At 66.5% G+C, this 17,591-nt stretch carries 18 protein-coding genes and 2 tRNA genes; 17 read left to right on the forward strand and 3 right to left on the reverse strand.

From position 1 onward, the window contains the following. Positions 1–17 precede the first annotated feature (17 nt). Positions 18–794: a DeoR/GlpR family DNA-binding transcription regulator gene (locus FBF36_RS05295; RefSeq protein ID WP_138137246.1), complete on the reverse strand. Its 777-nt coding sequence runs from the start codon at positions 792–794 to the stop codon at positions 18–20. A 386-nt stretch (positions 795–1,180) separates the two neighbouring features. Between FBF36_RS05295 and FBF36_RS05300 the strand changes: the two genes are divergently transcribed. The 9 genes from FBF36_RS05300 (at position 1,181) to FBF36_RS05340 (ending at position 7,895) form a co-directional block, all read left to right on the forward strand. After that, positions 1,181–2,182 (forward strand): ROK family protein, encoded by a 1,002-nt coding sequence (locus FBF36_RS05300; RefSeq protein WP_225792472.1) that lies wholly within the window; start codon positions 1,181–1,183, stop codon positions 2,180–2,182. A gap of 179 nt (positions 2,183–2,361) precedes the next feature. After that, positions 2,362–3,045 (forward strand): nicotinate-nucleotide adenylyltransferase, encoded by a 684-nt coding sequence (gene nadD, locus FBF36_RS05305; protein ID WP_034491657.1) that lies wholly within the window; start codon positions 2,362–2,364, stop codon positions 3,043–3,045. Then, a complete protein-coding gene (locus FBF36_RS05310; protein WP_009394891.1) occupies positions 3,035–4,744 on the forward strand; it encodes a hypothetical protein in 1,710 nt (569 codons plus the stop codon). Before nadD ends, FBF36_RS05310 begins: the two co-directional genes overlap by 11 nt. Positions 4,745–4,810: 66 nt before the next feature. Beyond that, positions 4,811–5,230, forward strand: a complete 420-nt coding sequence (gene rsfS, locus FBF36_RS05315) for a ribosome silencing factor (protein ID WP_009394890.1) — start codon at positions 4,811–4,813, stop codon at positions 5,228–5,230. After that, complete coding sequence (locus tag FBF36_RS05320) at positions 5,227–5,868, forward strand: histidine phosphatase family protein (protein ID WP_009394889.1); 642 nt, start codon at positions 5,227–5,229, stop codon at positions 5,866–5,868. Before rsfS ends, FBF36_RS05320 begins: the two co-directional genes overlap by 4 nt. A 93-nt stretch (positions 5,869–5,961) precedes the next feature. Then, a tRNA-Ala gene (locus FBF36_RS05325) sits at positions 5,962–6,034 on the forward strand. A 40-nt stretch (positions 6,035–6,074) separates the two neighbouring features. Continuing rightward, positions 6,075–6,147, forward strand: a tRNA-Ala gene (locus FBF36_RS05330). Positions 6,148–6,232: 85 nt separating this feature from the next. Further along, positions 6,233–6,880, forward strand: a complete 648-nt coding sequence (locus FBF36_RS05335) for a MarC family protein (protein ID WP_009394888.1) — start codon at positions 6,233–6,235, stop codon at positions 6,878–6,880. 127 nt (positions 6,881–7,007) lie between these two features. Continuing rightward, positions 7,008–7,895, forward strand: a complete 888-nt coding sequence (locus FBF36_RS05340; protein ID WP_009394887.1) for a hypothetical protein — start codon at positions 7,008–7,010, stop codon at positions 7,893–7,895. A gap of 121 nt (positions 7,896–8,016) precedes the next feature. Here FBF36_RS05340 and FBF36_RS05345 read toward each other — a convergent pair whose 3' ends face one another. Both FBF36_RS05345 and deoD read right to left on the reverse strand, forming a co-directional pair. Beyond that, positions 8,017–8,295, reverse strand: a complete 279-nt coding sequence (locus tag FBF36_RS05345; RefSeq protein ID WP_004565152.1) for a DUF1540 domain-containing protein — start codon at positions 8,293–8,295, stop codon at positions 8,017–8,019. 378 nt (positions 8,296–8,673) lie between these two features. After that, positions 8,674–9,396 (reverse strand): purine-nucleoside phosphorylase, encoded by a 723-nt coding sequence (deoD, locus tag FBF36_RS05350; protein ID WP_009394885.1) that lies wholly within the window; start codon positions 9,394–9,396, stop codon positions 8,674–8,676. 227 nt (positions 9,397–9,623) lie between these two features. Between deoD and FBF36_RS05355 the strand changes: the two genes are divergently transcribed. The 8 genes from FBF36_RS05355 (at position 9,624) to FBF36_RS13260 (ending at position 17,587) form a co-directional block, all read left to right on the forward strand. Then, complete coding sequence (locus FBF36_RS05355) at positions 9,624–11,204, forward strand: sodium-dependent transporter (RefSeq protein ID WP_009394880.1); 1,581 nt, start codon at positions 9,624–9,626, stop codon at positions 11,202–11,204. 1 nt (position 11,205) lies between these two features. Next, positions 11,206–11,379 carry a methionine/alanine import family NSS transporter small subunit gene (locus tag FBF36_RS05360; protein WP_009394879.1) on the forward strand — a complete coding sequence of 58 codons (174 nt, stop codon included), beginning with the start codon at positions 11,206–11,208 and terminating at the stop codon, positions 11,377–11,379. Positions 11,380–11,494: 115 nt separating this feature from the next. Beyond that, positions 11,495–12,352: an HAD hydrolase family protein gene (locus FBF36_RS05365; protein ID WP_009394878.1), complete on the forward strand. Its 858-nt coding sequence runs from the start codon at positions 11,495–11,497 to the stop codon at positions 12,350–12,352. Positions 12,353–12,360: 8 nt separating this feature from the next. Then, positions 12,361–14,370, forward strand: coding sequence for a metallophosphoesterase family protein (locus FBF36_RS05370; RefSeq protein ID WP_034491654.1), 2,010 nt, complete (start codon positions 12,361–12,363; stop codon positions 14,368–14,370). Positions 14,371–14,463: 93 nt separating this feature from the next. Next, positions 14,464–15,198, forward strand: coding sequence for a vitamin K epoxide reductase family protein (locus tag FBF36_RS05375; RefSeq protein WP_009394876.1), 735 nt, complete (start codon positions 14,464–14,466; stop codon positions 15,196–15,198). Further along, positions 15,195–15,959, forward strand: a complete 765-nt coding sequence (locus FBF36_RS05380; protein ID WP_009394875.1) for a metal-dependent transcriptional regulator — start codon at positions 15,195–15,197, stop codon at positions 15,957–15,959. Before FBF36_RS05375 ends, FBF36_RS05380 begins: the two co-directional genes overlap by 4 nt. Positions 15,960–16,010: 51 nt before the next feature. Further along, positions 16,011–16,457, forward strand: coding sequence for an HIT family protein (locus FBF36_RS05385; RefSeq protein ID WP_009394874.1), 447 nt, complete (start codon positions 16,011–16,013; stop codon positions 16,455–16,457). Positions 16,458–17,068: 611 nt separating this feature from the next. Next, entirely contained in the window at positions 17,069–17,587 is a 519-nt protein-coding gene (locus tag FBF36_RS13260; RefSeq protein ID WP_034491649.1) for a CPBP family intramembrane glutamic endopeptidase, read from the forward strand. Positions 17,588–17,591 lie beyond the last annotated feature (4 nt).

Consider the following 17,591-nt stretch of genomic DNA (forward strand, 5'->3'; position numbering starts at 1 on the left):
CTCAGGTTTGTCGGAGGCTAGACCAGCTGCACCTGGACTCCGGCGTGACGCAGAGCCTCGACATGCTCGGCGGGGGCGCCGTCGTCGGTAATAACCGTGTCGATCTTGGAGGTGAGGCAGATGAGGGCGAAGGCCGTCCGGCCGAGCTTGGAGCTGTCGCACACGATGACGACGCGCTGGGCGGCCTCGACCAGGGCGGCGTTGACGGCGGCCTCGCCGTCGTGCTGGGCGTAGGTACCTCTCTCGTCAAGGCCCTCGACTCCCAGGAAGAGCGTGCCCACGCTGATCGAGGGCAGGATGAGCCCGGCCAGAGGGCCGGTGAGCTCGAAGGACCGGGCTCGCGCGATCCCTCCGGTGACGACGACGCGCACGCACTGGCGCACGGCCATCTCGCTGGCGATGTTGACGGCGTTGGTGACCAGGGTGATCGGCACGTCCGGATCGGTCAGGTCCGGCAGGAGCGCAATCTCGCGAGCCACCTCGGTGGTCGTGGTGCCCCCGTTGAGACCGACGGAGTCACCCGGGTGCACCAGAGCGGCTGCTGCCTTGGCGATACGGGTCTTCTCATCGGCCATCTTGGAGGTGCGATAACGTAGAGGCGGCTCGGTGGAGGTGGGGTTGGCGATGGCGCCGCCTCGGGTGCGGCTGATCAGCTGCTGGTCCGCCAGATGGTCGAGGTCTCGCCGTGCGGTCGCCGCCGAGACCCCCAACCGCGTGATGATGTCATCGATATGGACGCTGCCCTCGTCCATGACGATGTCGAGGATGGCCGAATGGCGATCATGCCGAGACATCTCGATCCTCCTGGGGCTCAAGGGGGTGGTGCGGGACGGAGAGGGGGCGGGCGGGGAAGGAGCGCATATGTGATTTGTTCATCAACTACTTGCCTTATCCTAGTGACCGTGCGGCAGGTAGTCGTCGTACTGACGTCAGCATAGTTCAGTGGTGCTCGTATTTGCCTCCCGAGAGCGATACATGGCGATACAAACCTTGCTACTGTCGTCGACATCAATCACGCCATTGCGTGGGGTGGTGGTCCCGTGGGCTCGCCGCCCCGCCCCCGAGAACAGAGAAAACATGGGATCTCCCGCTGACCTTGCCGAGCGCCTCCACCGCGAGGAGGGCGTCGTCGCCATAGGGGTCGACGTCAGTGCCGACGGCATCACCGCGGTTGTTGCAGATGGTGGGGGGGAGCGTCATCTCCTCCCTGGAACGCCCAGTGCCCAAGGAGTGTCGTTCCAACAACGCTCACCGACTGGCCCAGGAGATCGGCAGCGCGATCGAAGCCTTGTGCACGGGCGTCGCCGACGACCCCAGCGGTGAGGCGTCCGGGGCGGCGGCCCTCGTCGTCGGGGTCTGTGTGCCGGGCGTCGTCGACGAGGACGAGGGGCGCGTCCGTCGCAGTGAGACCCTTGGGTTGCAGGACGTCCCGTTGGCGAGTCTTGTGAGGCAGTCGCTGTCGTCGTGGGTCACTGGGCCGTCCGGGCTCTCCGGAGGCCTTGAGGTGATGCTCTATCAGGACGCTGGTTGCGGCGCCTGGGCTGAGAGCCAGTGGGGCGCGGCCGGGAGGGACTGCCTCTATCTGGCGGTTGGCGAGCGGATCTCCTCCGCCGTCCTGCTGGGCGGTGCCCTGGTGCTGGGTGAGGGCTGGGCCGGTCAGGTCGGTCGGATCCTGGTTCCCGATCCGGACTGGAGCGGGGAGAGGGCCCGCCTGGAGGATGTCGCCTCCGTCGGCGCGATGGTGAGGCGACGCACCGCCGGCATGGTTGATGACTCCGCAGGCTTCCTTGACTCCGGTGACTCCTTCTCCGGCGCTGTCGCGGCGACCTCTCGCAGCCGCGATGATGCTTCCCACGAGCCGTCCACTCAGTGCGCCTCGGGTCTGAAGGCTCTCCTCGGCGCGATGCGTTCGGGGGACCGGGAGGCGCGTCGCGTCTGGGACACCGGTCTGGACTCTCTGGCGGAGCTCGTCGCTCACGGTGTCGGTCTGCTCGGCCCTCTCGACATCGTCGTCAACTCCGAGCTGATGCGGGCCGATGAGGTTGTCTTCCTTGAGCCTCTGCGACGCCGGGTGGCTGACCTCGTGGGCGACCTGCCAGCACCGCGGCTGGTGGCGGCCCGGCTCGGGGTGTCGGCGCCGGCATTGGGAGCAGCAGGACGCGCACTCGCCGACTGGAAGTAGTCTGACGGTCACCCGAATACTGCCTTGCGTCTCTGCGCCGTTGGCTGACAACTCGCTTATGGCGTTGCGGAGACCCACAATGGGGGCAGGCCGTGGCAGTATGTTCGCCAACTGCAGTTGTCCAAGCCGGTTTGAGGAGAACCAATCGTGTCCCCCAGGAGAGAAGCGAGGCGCAGCGCGTGACCCTGTCTGCTCGTCCGCTTCGCATCGGCATCATGGGGGGAACCTTTGACCCGATCCACCATGGACACCTGGTCGCGGCCAGCGAGGTTCAGAACGTCTTCGCTCTCGACGAGGTCATCTTCGTGCCCACCTGGGCCCAGCCCTTCAAGAAGGAGCGCAAGGTCTCCCCGGCCGAGCACCGTTACCTCATGACGGTGATCGCCACGGCCTCCAACCCGAGATTCACAGTCTCCCGGGTCGATATCGACCGGGGTGGTACGACCTACACGATCGACACCCTTCATGACATCGCGGCTGAGTACCCGGGCGCGGAACTGTACTTCATCACCGGGGCGGACGCGTTGGCGCAGATTCTCACCTGGAAGGACAGTGAGGAGATCTTCGACCTGGCTCATCTGGTGGGGGTGACGCGTCCCGGGCACGTTCTCAGTGACTCCGGGGTCCCCCGTGACCGGATCTCGCTGGTGGAGGTGCCGGCCATGGCGATCTCGTCGACGGACTGCCGTCAGCGAGTCGGGGAAGGGGCCCCGGTGTGGTACCTGGTTCCTGACGGTGTCGTGCAGTACATACGCAAGTACGGGCTTTATCGTATGGCCTTGCGGCCGGCGTCGGCGACGTCGATGACGGCGAGAGTGGCCCGCGAGCAGTCCCTGAGGAAGGAGAACGACGGTGAGCACTGAGCAGACCGGCGTCAATGCCCCCACGTCCGAGGAGCCGACGCAGGATGAGCACGCTCCACGCGGTAGTCGTCGTGCGATCCGGCAGGCGGAGCGCGCCGCCGAGCGAGAGGCGATCCTGACCGGCCAGCAGCCGCTCCTGACCCGACGTGAGATGAGGCGTCTGCGTGAGGAGGCCAAGGCACTGCGGGCTGCCGTCGAGGCGGGCGAGATCACCCCTGAGCAGGCCCAGGCGCTCCAGGACCCTCTTGCCGATCCGGCGTCGGTCACCTCCCGTTCCTCCGCTACGTCGGGTGATGAAGTCGATTCCGGGCTGGGGGAGGCGACCGAGCCTCCCGTCGTGGACGGGGTCGACTATCTCGAGCAGGGAGGGCAGAACCCACCCCTGAACCTGTCCGTGCCCGAAGGGCCGGCCGTCTCCGCTCCGAGCTGGCGCTCGCTGTCTGCCGCCGAGGCCGTGGCGATCTCCGAGATCGAGACAGGCCTGATGGAGGCCGTCGACCTGCCGGTGGCCACCCTTGACTACGACGCTCACTGGGCCGCGAACGCCAGCTCCGAGCCGGCACCGGTGCCCACCCGCTTCTCGCTCAAGGACCGCCTTGAGGGAGGCCCTGTCTCCGAGGAGGACGAGCCGGAGAGCCCTCAGAGCAACGAGCCTCAGGGCGCTGTTGAGATGATCGACGACGCCGAGACCGAGGGGCCCGCCACCAGTCCCTACGACTACCGGGAGGGTTTTGAGCCGACGGTCCAGGCCAATGAGGAGGCCTCCATGAGGTCCTCCTCCTCATCGGCCGACGCCGTGAGCGCTGCCTCTGCCGTCCCCGCCGCCTCCGCTGTTCCTGCCGTCTCCACAACTGTATCCGGTGCCGCCGACTTCGCCGCCTTTGAGCAGGCCGGGGCCCCGCGGAACTCCGAGTCCGCCCGCAGCGGTGTGAGTGCTGGGTCGGCGTCCTCCGCAGGCTCGGTGCGCCGACCCATCGTGCGGATTCCCGCTGCTGCGCAGGGGGTGCGCACCGTGAACGTCTCCACGGGAGAGCTCAGCTCGGTCCAGCCCGTGGACAGCTCACCATCTGCCCCGGAGGCCGTCGACAGTCAGGATGCCTACGGTTCCCCCTCTATCGAGGAACCGATGGTGCAGGACGGCGCAGGGGTCGAGATCGACATCGAGGCACAGACCATGGTGGTGCCGACGTCGGTGCCTTCGTCTCAGGCTGAGCAGGCCCCCGAGCTCGGTGCGCCCGGGGCTCCGCAGTGGAGGTCACTGCATCAGCCCTCGCAGGCGGACAGCTTCCAGGAGACGATCGTGGCCGGCGCGGCTGAGACCACCGTTGTCTCCGGTGAGGCCGTCAGTCCCTACGCCTTCTACAGCGACGAGGCCGAGAACGGCAACGGCCCGCTCGGGGCCTCCGAGTGGGACTCCGTGGCGGTCCCGGCTGCTGAGGCGCCCGAGGAGCCCTACCTGGCCCCCGTCAACGAGGTGACCGGGAGGGTTCCCTCCCCGGATCACGTCCTGCCGATGGAGCAGCCCCGTTCCTCCTCGCGCATCGGTAAGGTGCTCATGGCCGCACTCATCATCGTCCTCCTGCTGCTCATCATCGGCGTGGTCCTGGCTCTGCTGATCGCCAACGGCAAGATCGGTGACAGCACGAGCGCCATGGCCGCCACCAGCGGTGCGGGGGAGTGGATCCGTCAGCTCGTCTGACGGTGGCGTGCACGGTACAGTCGCCGCTGCCGCATGATGTCTGACTGACCGTCCCGAAGGAGATCCGTGTCCGCCACCGAACACGCCACGAGCCTGACCATCGCTGCCGCTCGTGCGGCGGCCGATAAGAAGGCCGAGCACCTCGCCGCCATCGACGTCTCCGAGCGGCTGGGGCTCACTGATGTCTTCCTGCTGGCCTCCGGGGCGAACGACCGTCACGTCCACGCCATCGTCGATGCGGTGGATGAGGCCATGCACCACGCCGGAGCCAAGCGCCGTACCCGGGAGGGCTTCGCCGACGCCCACTGGGTCCTGGTGGACTACGGCGACGTCGTCGTCCATGTCCTGCAGGACGAGGACCGGGAGTTCTACTCGCTCGAACGACTGTGGAAGGACTGCCCGGCTATCGAGCTGCCGGTGGACCTGACGCGCGAGAACAGTCGAGATGGTGCTGCGGTCGGCGGTCGGGAGGACGCTGCGTCATGACGGATCTCATTCTGTGGCGCCACGGCCAGACCGATTACAACAGTCAAGGGCGCATTCAGGGGCAGGTCGACATCCCTTTGAATGAGACCGGTCGTGACCAGGCGCGACGTGCCGCCGACGGTATCGCGGCGCTGGGGCCTACGCGCATCGTCTCCTCCCCGTTGGCACGGGCTCGGGCGACGGCTGAGGTGCTGGCGTCGCTGACCGGCCTGAGCGTCGAGGTCGATCAGGGACTGGCCGAGAAGTCCTTCGGAGACTGGGAGGGACTCAAGGCGGCCGACATCAAGAAGCAGTGGCCGGAGCACTACGCCACCTGGCGGGCTGGAGGAGAGCTTCCTCAGTTCAGGATCGAAGGGCGCCGTCAGACCGCCGAGAGGGTGGGGGAGGCGCTCAAGACCATCGTCGCAGGCTCTCAGAAGGGTGACGTCATCGTGGCCGTCTCCCACGGAGCGGCCACCAACCTGGGGGCCACCTATCTGCTGGGGATGGATACTCAGCAGTGGTTCGGCCTACGCGGTATGAGCAACTGCTGCTACGCGCTCATGCGGACCAACAAACGGCCTCCAGGCTGGTCGGTGGTCAAGTGGAACGCCGGGCCACCGGTGGACTCCAGTCCGTTGGGCAAGATCCTGGGCTGAGCAGGTGAGGTAGCGCACGTACCGTGGATTTGCTCTGACGGGGCCGATCTTCATACAGTTATCCGCGTCGCCGAACAAGAGCGACGCCCGAACGGGGCTATGGCGCAGTTGGTAGCGCGCTTCCATGGCATGGAAGAGGTCGGGGGTTCGAATCCCCCTAGCTCCACGATCCCGTCGGAGTGAACACCGAGCGGGACACCCATGAAGGGGCTATGGCGCAGTTGGTAGCGCGCTTCCATGGCATGGAAGAGGTCGGGGGTTCGAATCCCCCTAGCTCCACAAAGTCTCCGAGCAGGCCCCGCCATCCAGGCGAGGGTCATTTTGTTTCCCTGCTTACCGCTGGAGTGTGCGGCACAATGCGGGTATGGCTATCGCTGTGCTGGTCAAGGCCTTGGGGGCCTTCTTCGCGATCATGAATCCTTTCGTCAATCTGCCCCTGTTCCTGAGCCTCACCCAAGGCCAGGATGCAGTGACCCAGCGGCGCACAGCGGTTCGTACGACGATCTCCTCCACTGTCATGTGCGCCGTCGTTCTGTTCCTCGGCGCGGCAATTCTGAGGTTCTTCGGCATCGGCGTCGACGATTTCCGGATTGCAGGCGGAATCGTTCTGCTCATCATCTCCTTGTCCATGCTCAACGGCAGCGGCTCCAGCGCCCACGAGGGGAGCGCGCAGGAGAAGGAGCAGCACGACGTCGTTGCTGGTGATGGGAACGATGTCGCCTTCTACCCCATGACCTTTCCCATCCTCGTGGGGCCGGGAACGATTGCAACCATCATCGTCATCCAGTCACAGGCCCGGGGGCTGGTTGGGCATGCGGCGGTTGCGGCTGCATTGGCGGCCGTCCTCGTGGCACTCGGGATCGTTCTCTACTTCTCAGCCAGCATCGGCGCTCGTCTGTCCATGACGATGCGTACCATCATGACTCGCCTCATGGGAATGATTCTGGCCTCGATCGCGGTACAGATGATCGTCGTCGGGATCCAGCACCTCTTCCCCGGGCTGACTCGCTGAGATGCGCCCCACGTGTGGGTTCCTGAGAGGAACTGGCCCCTCAGGGACTCTGAGGGTAGCCTCACCTTCAGATGTTGCCGGGAGCACCCCGCCCCGGCATACGGCAACACGGTAGGAAGGTAAGCGTGTGACGTCCGTTCAGGTTCCCGACATCATGCAGCGCGCCCGGCGCATGGCCAGGCGTCTCCTGGCCGGCAGTGGAAGCGCCGCAGTGACGGCCTACCGCATTGACCCCTCCGCGCCGGCTGCCTTCGTCGCTCACGCTATGCGGGCTGATGGCCGGATCCTCGTCGCTGCGTGTCCGCCGGAGGGTACCCCGCTGGCCATCGCGCCCGACGGCGTGGCCGTCGACGTCCGGCTCGACGTCACTCTCGATGCCGCCGAACCCGGTGTTCGCATCACGGCAGCCACCGCTCATCTGCTCGGGAGCCTGACCTGGATCGAGGGTGAGGACCTCTCCCTGACCCTCGCCTCCTCTCGGGCCTCCGCCTGCCACTGCGCCATCGTCGGCGAGGATCCCCTTGAACGGGTCCGAGAGATCGCCTCGGGACCCGGTGGACGGCTGGGCGTCATCACCTGTGAACGGGTCATGCTTCACTGCGTCTCCGGGGTCTCCAGCCATGATATTGAGGAGATCCTCGATATCGACTCGGCCGATGCCGGTGCGGCTCCCTCGATCTCCTGGAGCCCTCAGGAGATCATGGGCGCCCATGAAGCGGTCAGTGCTGTCGGTCAGCTGGGGCTGCGGGCCGTGTGCGAGGCGGTGCGTGAGGGACAGCTGCCTGGATGGGTCTGCTCCTCCCGCCCTGCTGTCGGTGTGTGTCCCACACTGTGGGACAGGACCATGTGCGTCGACGTCGATGCCCACGGGGTGACCCTCATGTCCATCACCGGTGAAGAGGTCACCACCCTGGTGGTCTCCTTCGCACAGGCACTGGCCGGCGCGAGCGAGGTCGGGCCGGCCTTGGAGCATCTGGCCTCTCAGGCCCTGCCGCAGCGCCTGGCTCGTCCCTGAGGCGGCCAGGCGCGGTGCGCTTGCTGCCGTTGATCCGACTGCGGAAACCGAAACGGGGGACACCACCATGTGGTGGCATCCCTCGTTGGCCCCCAGCCGCTCGAGCTGGAGAGCCTTCCGGTCAGCGAACCTCGTAGGTCGTGCAGGCGGCGGTGTCGCCGCCGACGGTCACGGCCTCGGCCGTGCACATGAGGTCCTTGTTGTGGACGCACTCGAGGCGCTGGCAGGCCCCCACGTGGCCCTCGGCCACCGGCAGGCCGCCGCGGGCGTCGAGGCTGATGAAGGTGTCGCAGGCCGGTGCGCCGTTGTCGCCACCGACGGTGATGGCGAAGGCGGTGCAGCCACCGTTGTTGAAGGCGCAGGAGGTGGTGGTGCAGGAGGAGATCTTGGTGACGGACATGATGCTTTTCCTTTCGAGCGGATGTGCGCTGTGGACATGAATAACGTAAATTCGCATCCGCCCACCGGCAACGAAGGGCAGCCTGCCCTGCTTCGAGCCGCATCGAGAAACGTTGAAATTCCGCCATTTCGGTGCTTCGTGTCGGGCTGTTTCCGTCCGTTGGAGGGCCTTGGGAACGGGAGGGGTTGTGTGCTGCCGGTTTTCGTTATTCCTCCCAGGTAAGGCAGTCCTGCACGGGTGCGGGCGAGGATGTGCCGCGGCGTGGGGGGCGCTACGTCAAAGGCGGGGCGGGCTGTGCCCACCCCGCCTCAGGAGAAGGGGAGTTGCCGCCTTCCGGGTCACCCGGAGGGCTGGGTGTCCCGGAAGACCTCGCGTGGATCAGCTGTGGGCGGCCGCCACGGCCAGGCGCAGAGAGTCCGCGAAACGTGTCTCGCGCTCGGCGGCGCTCATGTCGCCGGAGTGATCCAGCAGGTGGTCGGAGACGGTCAGGACCGCCAGTGCCTGCTTGTCGTACTCGGCGGCGACCCCGTAGAGGGCGGCTGCCTCCATCTCCACTCCCAGGACCCCGTGCCGTGCCAGCGCCTCGGTCTGCCCCTCGGGGGTGAAGTAGAAGTGGTCCCGTGACATGACTGTGCCCAGGTGGACTGTTCCATCGACCTGTCCCTGCTCGGGCAGTGAGGCCTCATACGCAGCGGCGGCCAGTCGGAAGTCTGCGACCGCGCAGAAGTTGACGCCCGGGATGCGCAGCTGGTTCATGGAGGAGTCCGTGTGGGCGCCAGTGGCGACGATGACGTCGCCGACCTTGACCTTTGGAGAGAGGGCGCCTGCGGTTCCCACCCGAATGATCCGCTCCACCCCGAACTGGCTGAACAGCTCGGTGGCGTAGATCGTGAAGGAGGGCTGGCCCATCCCTGAGCCCATGACGCTCAGCGGTCTTCCGTTCACGGTCCCGGTGAAGCCCAGCATTCCGCGCACGTCGGTGACCAGGCGGGCGTCATCCATGAGGAGCTCGGCAATGCGTCGGGCCCGTTTGGGGTCGCCGGGCATGAGAACGGCGGGGGCGAAGTCTCCGGGTTCTGCGGCGATGTGAGGGGTGGCCATGAGGATCCTCTCGCGGTGGTGAGTCAGGTGTCGGCAGTGGTGCTCAGTGTGGCATGGATCGCGTGAGAAAAAACAGGCGATCATCACGATGACCGTCCGTATCGTGGACGTCGGACGACACATCGTGGTCGCTGGGCTAGCGTCCAGCGACAAAAGGGCCTGCGACCAGTCCGCAGGAAAAGGCGGCCCTGGAGCCGCCTTCGTTCGTCACATCACGGAAGGTGCTCATGACCTCCAAGACAGGGGAGAGCGAGTCTCTTCAGGCGCCCCCGCGAGAGCAGTGGAGCGGTCAGCTCGGCTTCCTCATCGCCGCCATCGGCTCGGCGATCGGGCTGGGCAACATCTGGCGCTTCCCGGGCGTGGCCTATACCAATGGCGGCGGTGCCTTCATCGTCCCCTACGTCATCGCACTGCTGGCGGCCGGGCTGCCGATCCTCTTCCTCGACTACGCCCTGGGGCACCGCTTCCGCGGTTCCCCGCCGGCGGTCTTCCGGCGCCTGTCCACCAGGCTCGAGTGGCTGGGATGGTTCCAGGTCTTCATCTGCTTCGTCATCATGACCTACTACGCAGTGGTCGTGGCCTGGTCCCTGCGCTATATGCTCTTCTCGGTCAATATCGCCTGGGGCGACGATGCGGGCGGCTTCTTCCAGCACTACATCGGTGTGGACCGGCTCGGGGAGGGAGTCAGGTACTCCCCGGAGATCGTCATGGGCGTGGCCCTCCCGCTGCTGTTCGTGTGGGGCTTCGGTCTGGTGGTGACCGCACTGGGAGTCAGTGGGGGCGTGGAGAAGGCCAACAAGATTTTCCTGCCGTTGCTGGTCCTCATGTTCGCCGGCCTCGTGGTGCGCGCCCTTATGCTCCCGGGCGCGGGGGAGGGACTCAATGCGCTGTTCACGCCCAAGTGGTCCGCCCTGCTGGACTACCAGGTGTGGATGGCGGCCTTCGGACAGATCTTCTTCTCCCTGTCGGTGGGATTCGGCATCATGCTCACCTACGCCTCCTATCTCCAGCGGCGCCGCTCCAACCTCGTGGGAACCGGCCTCGTGGCGGGCTTCGCCAACTCCTCCTTCGAGCTGTTCGCGGGCATCGGCGTCTTCGCGACCCTCGGCTTCATGGCGCACACGCAGCATGTCGGGATCAGCGAGATGAAGATCACCGGGCCCTCCTTGTCTTTCGTCACCTTCCCCACCGTCATCGCCCAGATGCCCGGCGGCGCGTTCTTCGGGGTGCTCTTCTTCGCCTCCTTCTCCATGGCGGGACTGACCTCTTTCATCTCCATCATCCAGGTGGTGGCGGCCGGTGTGGGGGAGAAGCTCGACCTGACTCCGAAGGCGGCCTCCCTCGTCGTCGGCGTCCCAGCCGCCGTCCTGTCCTTCGTCCTGTTCGCCACCAGCTCGGGCCTGCCGGATCTCGACGTCGTGGACGCTTTCATCAACAACATCGGCGTGGTCGCCTCGGCCATCATCATGTGTGTGGTGGTCGCCTGGGTCCTGCGGCGCGCCAGGCTGCTTCAGGACCACCTCAATGCCGTCTCCGAGTCCCGGATGATCGGCCTGTGGTGGCGGGCACTCGTTGGTGCCGTCGTCCCGGTCCTGCTGGGTTACATGTTCGTCCAGACCCTGTGGACGTATCTGTCCGAAGGATATGAGTCGGAGGCCTACTCCAGCGGCTTCGTCATGGTCTTCGGATGGGGGATGCTGCTGGTGGTCGCCCTGTGCAGCGCCGTCATGAGCCTCATCCCCTGGAAGACCCCGGTGGATGAGTTCGAGGCCCTCAAGCTGGAGGCCGATCCCCAAGAGGAGGACTGAGATGACCGGAATCGCCGTGCTCATCATGCTGCTTGCCATCGTCATCATCTGGGGTGGCCTGGCGGTGTCCATCACCGCACTCATCTCACGCGGACGCCGCGAGGACCGTGATGCCCGGGCCGAGGCCTCGGCGCGGGCCCGTGAGCACATGCTCCACCCCGAGCAGGCCGACTGATCGGCGTGGTCCACTGAGATCCTCTGGCGAGATCCACTGAAAAGAGAGACTGACTCCACCACCCGTCTGGGGCCCGGTTCGGCCGGTTTCCAGACGGGTGGGACACAATACGCCTATGACTCAGACTGATGTGAGCCCCCGGGTGCTGCCCCGTCTGGTGGCCTTCGACCTCGACGACACGCTGGCGCCCTCGAAGTCGGCCATGCCACCGGCGATGGCCACAGCGCTCAGGCGGCTGCTCGACGTCGTCCCCGTCTGCATCATCTCCGGGGGACAGGTGGGACAGTTCCGCGACCAGGTCCTGGCCCACCTCGACGCCGACGCCGACGAGCTCTCCCGGCTCCACCTCATGCCCACCTGCGGGACGCGCTACTACACCTACGACCCATCCCGCGCCGATCGCGATGAGGACGCCTGGACGCTGGTCTACGCCAACGACCTCACTCCTGAGCAGATCCGCACCGGTTTCGAGATCGTCGAGGCGCAGGCCCGTCGCCTCGGCCTGTGGGAGGAACAGACCTGGGGGGAGATCCTGGAGGACCGCGGTAGCCAGATCACCTTCTCGGCCCTCGGGCAGGAGGCCCCCCTGGACGCCAAACGTTCTTGGGACCCCATGGGGGAGAAGAAGGCCGCCCTGCGTGACGCCGTCGCCCCGCTCCTTCCGGATCTGGAGGTCCGCTCCGGCGGCTCCACGAGCGTCGACATCACCCTCAAGGGGGTGGACAAGGCCTACGGCATGAAGCGCCTAGCGGAGATGACCGGTATCGCGTTGGAGGAGATGATCTTCGTCGGCGACCGCCTGGACCCGGAGGGAAACGACTACCCCGTCAAGGCTCTGGGCGTGCCCTGCCAGGCCGTGAGCGGCTGGCAGGACACCGTCGCCTACGTCACCTCCCTGGCGAGCCTCATCGCCTCTCAGACGCACAGCGGTGAGGACCCCGCCTCCCAGGTCTCGCTGGGTGCTCGTCTCTGAGGTGAGCCGTGGTTCGGACATCTTCAGATCCTGATACCAAGGCCGGCACCGGCATCGCCGAACGAGCAGGAGACCCGTGGGACGGCCTGCTGACGGCCGTACGGCGCTGCTGCGCCCTGTTCGTGACGGTGGTGCTGCTACCGCGCATCTGGTGGCGTCGTCGTCGCCCCGGCACCCGCACGGTGATCGGCACGGCGGCGATGATCCTGGCCTCCAGCACGGTCTCCCTCCTGCTGGGACTGTCCACGGCGACGGCCTCGACGCCGGTCGGTCCGCACGAGGCGACCTGGTCGACGACCCTGGACTCCACCGTCACGCTGGACCTCGGGCCGCTGGGAACCGCGTCGATGGAGTCCCCTGCCGGGGTCCTCGGCGTCAAGGTGGTCCTGGGGGAGATCCCGGGTGATCCGACACCCGATACTGCCAACGCAGCCAGTGTGGGGCAGTCCCTGTCCTCCGATGCGACCTCCTACCTCTCACTGGTCTCCCACCCCGACCTGACGATCCGGCAGGGCCTCTATGGGCTGGCCGGCGACGCCCTGCGCCGGGCCGGAGTCATCGAGGCGATCTTCCTGTGCTGTGTGGCCGCCTGGCGCCTGGCACCGACCAAGCCCTGGCGCGATACCGTCCGAGCCGGTGTCTCACACCGCTGGGCGACGACCGTGGCGCTCTCCGCGACTGTGGCCACCGTGACCTCCCTCCTGGTGCCGGCCATGCGCACCGCCACCTCTCCGGGCTCCACCCTGTCCGTGCTGGAGGGGACCCCGCTGGCCCAGGCCCGTTTCTCAGGACGCATCGCCGACGTCGTCACCGCCTACGGGTCCAAGGCGCGTACCTTCGTGGAGACCAATAAAGGCTTCTACGCCAAGGCGGATACCAACCTACGGGCCGCATGGAAGGCCGCCGAGGAGACTGAGGGGCTGGTGGACGTCACCGCCGCCGACGGAAAGGTGGACACCGAGGACCTTCAGGCCCGGGTCCAGGCGTCCTCCGCGAAGACTCTGGTGAAGGCCGCCCCCAAGCCGGAGGCCGGCGCCGCCCCGCAGCCGTCTGAGAGCCCGAGGGCCACCGCGACGCCCTCGATCTCGGTGACGGGAGCCCGCTCAGTGCCCGAGCGCGGACGCAAGACGGCCGTGCTCACCACTGACCTGCACTGCAACCTCGACGTCATCGCCTTCTCCGGGGTCCTCGACCAGCTCTCAGGCGCCGATATCCACATGGATGACGGCGACCTGACCATGACCGGATCGGATCCGGAGCGGGTGTGCGTCGACGCGCTGACCCAGGCGGTCCCGAGCTCGACGAAGAAGGTCGCCACCATCGGCAACCACGACTCCGACGCCACAGCAGCCCGTCTGCGCTCTCAGGGGTGGACCGTCACCGACGGCTCGGTCCAGACGGTCGCCGGCGTCACTTTCCTGGGGGACGACGACGCCGAGCGCACGACGGCGGCGGGCACCAAGCCTCGCGGCGGCGAGACCACCGAGAAGATCGCCTCCCGCCTGGCCAAGGTCAGCTGCGGGGGCACGCCGGTCGACGTCGTCCTCATCCACCAGCCCGCCACCTTCGACACGCTCACGAAGGAGGGTTGTGCGCCGCTGCTCCTGGCCGGGCACGTCCACGCCGAGCGGGGGATGACTACGGCGATCAGTCCCCGAACCGGTCATCCCGTCACCGGGATCATCTCGGGGGCGGGCAAGGGTGGCACGTCACTGGGCTCGGTCACCGAGGACGCCTTCCTCCACGTCATGTCCTTCGACTCCACCGGAGCGCTGGTGGCCTGGCGAGCGGTCATCCTTCACTCCGACGCCTCAGTGACGGTGGGGGCGTGGCGGCCTGTTCCCGGAATCGCCCCGGGACAGAAGACGGCCACGATGGCTTCGACCCCGGGGCCGTCGGCGTCGGCCACACCGGTGCCGACGCCGACCGAGGCTCAGCAGGGCACGAGGCCTGAGGACGCCTCGCAGTCGCAGGAAGGGGCCGATCCCCAGGGGGAGAACAATCTTTCGGACAGGTAGGGCGCGGGCGACCGTCGTGGCATACGCTCTCGTCCTGATAGCCCCACGATGCCCAGAAGAACTGCTGACGCACTATCGGTGAGGAGACTGACGATGTCGCGCATGCCCACAGATGCCGAGATCGATGAGATGAGTGAGGAGGAGCTCGAGTCCTACCTGGGCTCCGCCCCCGCTCAGGAGCTCGACCGGCGCACCCGTCGTGATGCCGACGACGACTCGGCCGCACGCCCCACCTGGCTGCGACGCTCCGGGGCCGAGCGGGGATTCGGCTGGCTGCTCACCGTGTGTGCGCTCATCGGAATCATCGCCTGCTGGGAGCTCATCAGTTCCCAGCTCGACCTGCTGCGCAACCCGGATGCGGAGCTCGTCTGCGACGTCAGCCCCCTGGTGTCCTGCGGCGACTCCCTCAACGTGTGGCAGGGCAACCTGCTGGGGGTGCCGAACTCCTTCATCGGGGCCATCGCCTTCGGGGCCCTGGCCGCGATCGGCATGGTCCTGCTCAGCGGCGCACGCCTGCCGCGCTGGATGTGGTGGGGGCTCAGCGCCGGCAGCCTCGGCGGGATCGCCTTCGTCATCTGGTTCCTGTCCGTCTCCATCATGACCTTCGGCAAGCTCTGCCCCTTCTGCATGGTCATCTGGTCCATCACCATCCCGGTGGCCGCCCACTCCTGGGCCTGGGCCGCGGCCGGCGGGCACCTGGGGCTGCGCGACAACCTGGCGCTCGACCTGCTCAAGGCCCGCTGGTGGATCATGGCGGCGATGTACCTGGCGGTGATCCTCACCATCGTCATCGCCTTCGGCGGCCAGCTGGCGAGGCTGTTCGGGTGACTGCGCCCCTGGAGTGGAGGGCGCCGAGCGGATCCGGCGGGAAGTCCTCGGTGGCGGGGGACTCGACCGTCACACAGGACTACCTCAAGGTCGTATGGGCCGCTTGTGAGTGGGGCGGCGCGGGCGCCTCCGTCACCGGCCTGGCCAAACGCATGGAGGTGGCGCCCTCGACCGCCTCGGAGAACGTGGCTCGCCTCGTGGAGGAGGGGTTGCTCGTCCATGAGCCCTACAAGGCCGTCACCCTCTCCGAGGAGGGGCGCCGCCGGGCCATGGGCATGATCCGCCGCCACCGCATCCTGGAGACCTATCTGGTCACCCGGCTCGGGTTCGGCTGGGACGAGGTGCACGCCGAGGCCGAGGAGCTTGAGCACGCCGTCTCCGAGCGGCTGCTGGAGCGGCTCGATGCGGTCCTGGGGCACCCCACCCGTGATCCGCACGGGGATCCGATCCCCACGGCCGACGGTCGCCTCATCGTGCCCGACCTCGTGGGTCTGGAGACCCTGCCGGTGGGCTCCGACGGCGTCGTCGGACGGATCCAGGACGACGCCGAGACGCTGCGCCGCCTGGAGCGGGCCGGCATCGGGCTGGACAGCCGGGTGCGGATCCGTGATCGGGGCACCGTGACGCCCGCCGTGGAGGGCGGTGGCCGCCGTCGGGCGACCGTCATCGCCCTGCTGGACGAGGACGCCTCACGCGGCGCCGCGCCCAAGGGCACCCCGGAGGCCATCATCCCCGACAGCTCCCTGTGGCTGCTGGCCTGAGCCGGGACAGGGCCTGGACGGAACCGGGCGCGGCTGGGGGACAATGGGGCCATGAGCACGATTTTCACCAAGATCATTGAGGGCGAGATCCCCGGCCGTTTCGTGTGGGCGGACGAGGTCTGCGTCGCCTTCGCCACCATTGAGCCGCACACCGACGGGCACGTCCTTGTGGTCCCGAGGCTCGAGGTCGACTCCTACGTGGACGCGCCCGACGACGTGGTGGCGCACCTGGCCGTGGTCGCCAAGCGTATCGGCGCCACGCAGGTGCGCGTCTTCGAGTCGCCCCGGGCCGGGCTCGTCGTGGCCGGCTACGGCGTTGACCACTTGCACCTGCATGTGCTGCCGATCCGCTGTGAAGAGGACCTGTCCTTCTCCTCGGCCCGCCACCCCGAGGCCCCCGAGCTCGACGCCACCATGGAGCGCCTGCGGGCCGGCCTCGTCGAGGACGGCTGGGGCGAGTTCGTGCCCGCGCAGATGGGCAGCTCTGCGGTGCGATGACGCTCTGAATCGACGTCTTCTTTGAAGAGGATGTCGGTGTCGAGAGTCCGATGCGACTGCGCATTCCAGGACCTGTGTCGGTCAGTCAATCATCCGTTGATGAATCAAGTGAGAAGTACTGGAGGTCGGGCTGCCCCGACATCGTTGGTCGGGGTAGCCCGACAGTGCTTCTGAGGTTATCTGGACAGATTTATTAAATCAGTGCCGAAAGGCGGAGAACTGTTGCCTTCCACTGTTTCCGCGGCTAGTGTCGCAGGCGTTGGATATGTACCCCTGGTGGAAGGTAGACAATGTGTGCTCGCGACGTCCTGGAGAGGACGAAGAATCGTGGTGAGGGTGGAGGCAGGCCTGTTTCTCTGGCGGTTCTTTGGATTGTTGTCATGGCTCCGGCTTCTCGAGTGATGACAGGACTTCAAGAAGGTCACACAATATTCGGGCATATTCCGTATGAAGTGTTCCCTCTTGTGATGACCGGACCGTTGATCGCGACGGTGGTGTGCAGGCTCGTGGTTCCTGGGTGGTTTCCGGGAGATGCTCCTCAAGTTTCTTCAAGGAGACTGCGTAGAGGGTGGATTGCGGTCGGGTTCACTGCTTCTGTGTACGGAGCTCTCATGGTTCTGCTCATCGAGCCCGGAGGGCTGCCATTCGTTCCGTCGGGCTGGGTGGGACCTGGTTCGGTGCTGATGGTCGTTGTTGGTTTGTTCGTTGGTGGTTGGTGTGAGGAGATCGGGTACAGAGGGGTGATGTACCGAGCAATGGCTGAGAGGTGTCACCCCTGGCTGTGTGTCATCGTTAACGGCGCCTTCTTCGGTGTTTGTCATTTGCAGTATTTTGATCTTGGTCTCTTGTATGTCACTCTATTCGTGGGATGTGCCATTGGTTTGGATGTGATAATGGCGTCCGTCTGGGTGGGATCTTGGCGGAATCGTGTTCTTGCAGCCTCTGTGGTTCATGGCGTCGCTAATGTTGTGCTTCAGGCTGTGGGTGTGGAGTATGTGGTGGAGACATGCTTGATGTGGTTCTTGGCAACGGCCCTGAGTGCAGTGATGGCGTACATTATTGGCGTGAAGATGGGTGTTGGAGATTTTGCTGCTGCACGTCAAACCAAGATTGGGGTGAAGAGCGAATAGGGGT

It is taken from the genome of Actinomyces sp. oral taxon 171 str. F0337 (assembly GCF_005696555.1).
Classification (GTDB): domain Bacteria; phylum Actinomycetota; class Actinomycetes; order Actinomycetales; family Actinomycetaceae; genus Actinomyces; species Actinomyces oris_E.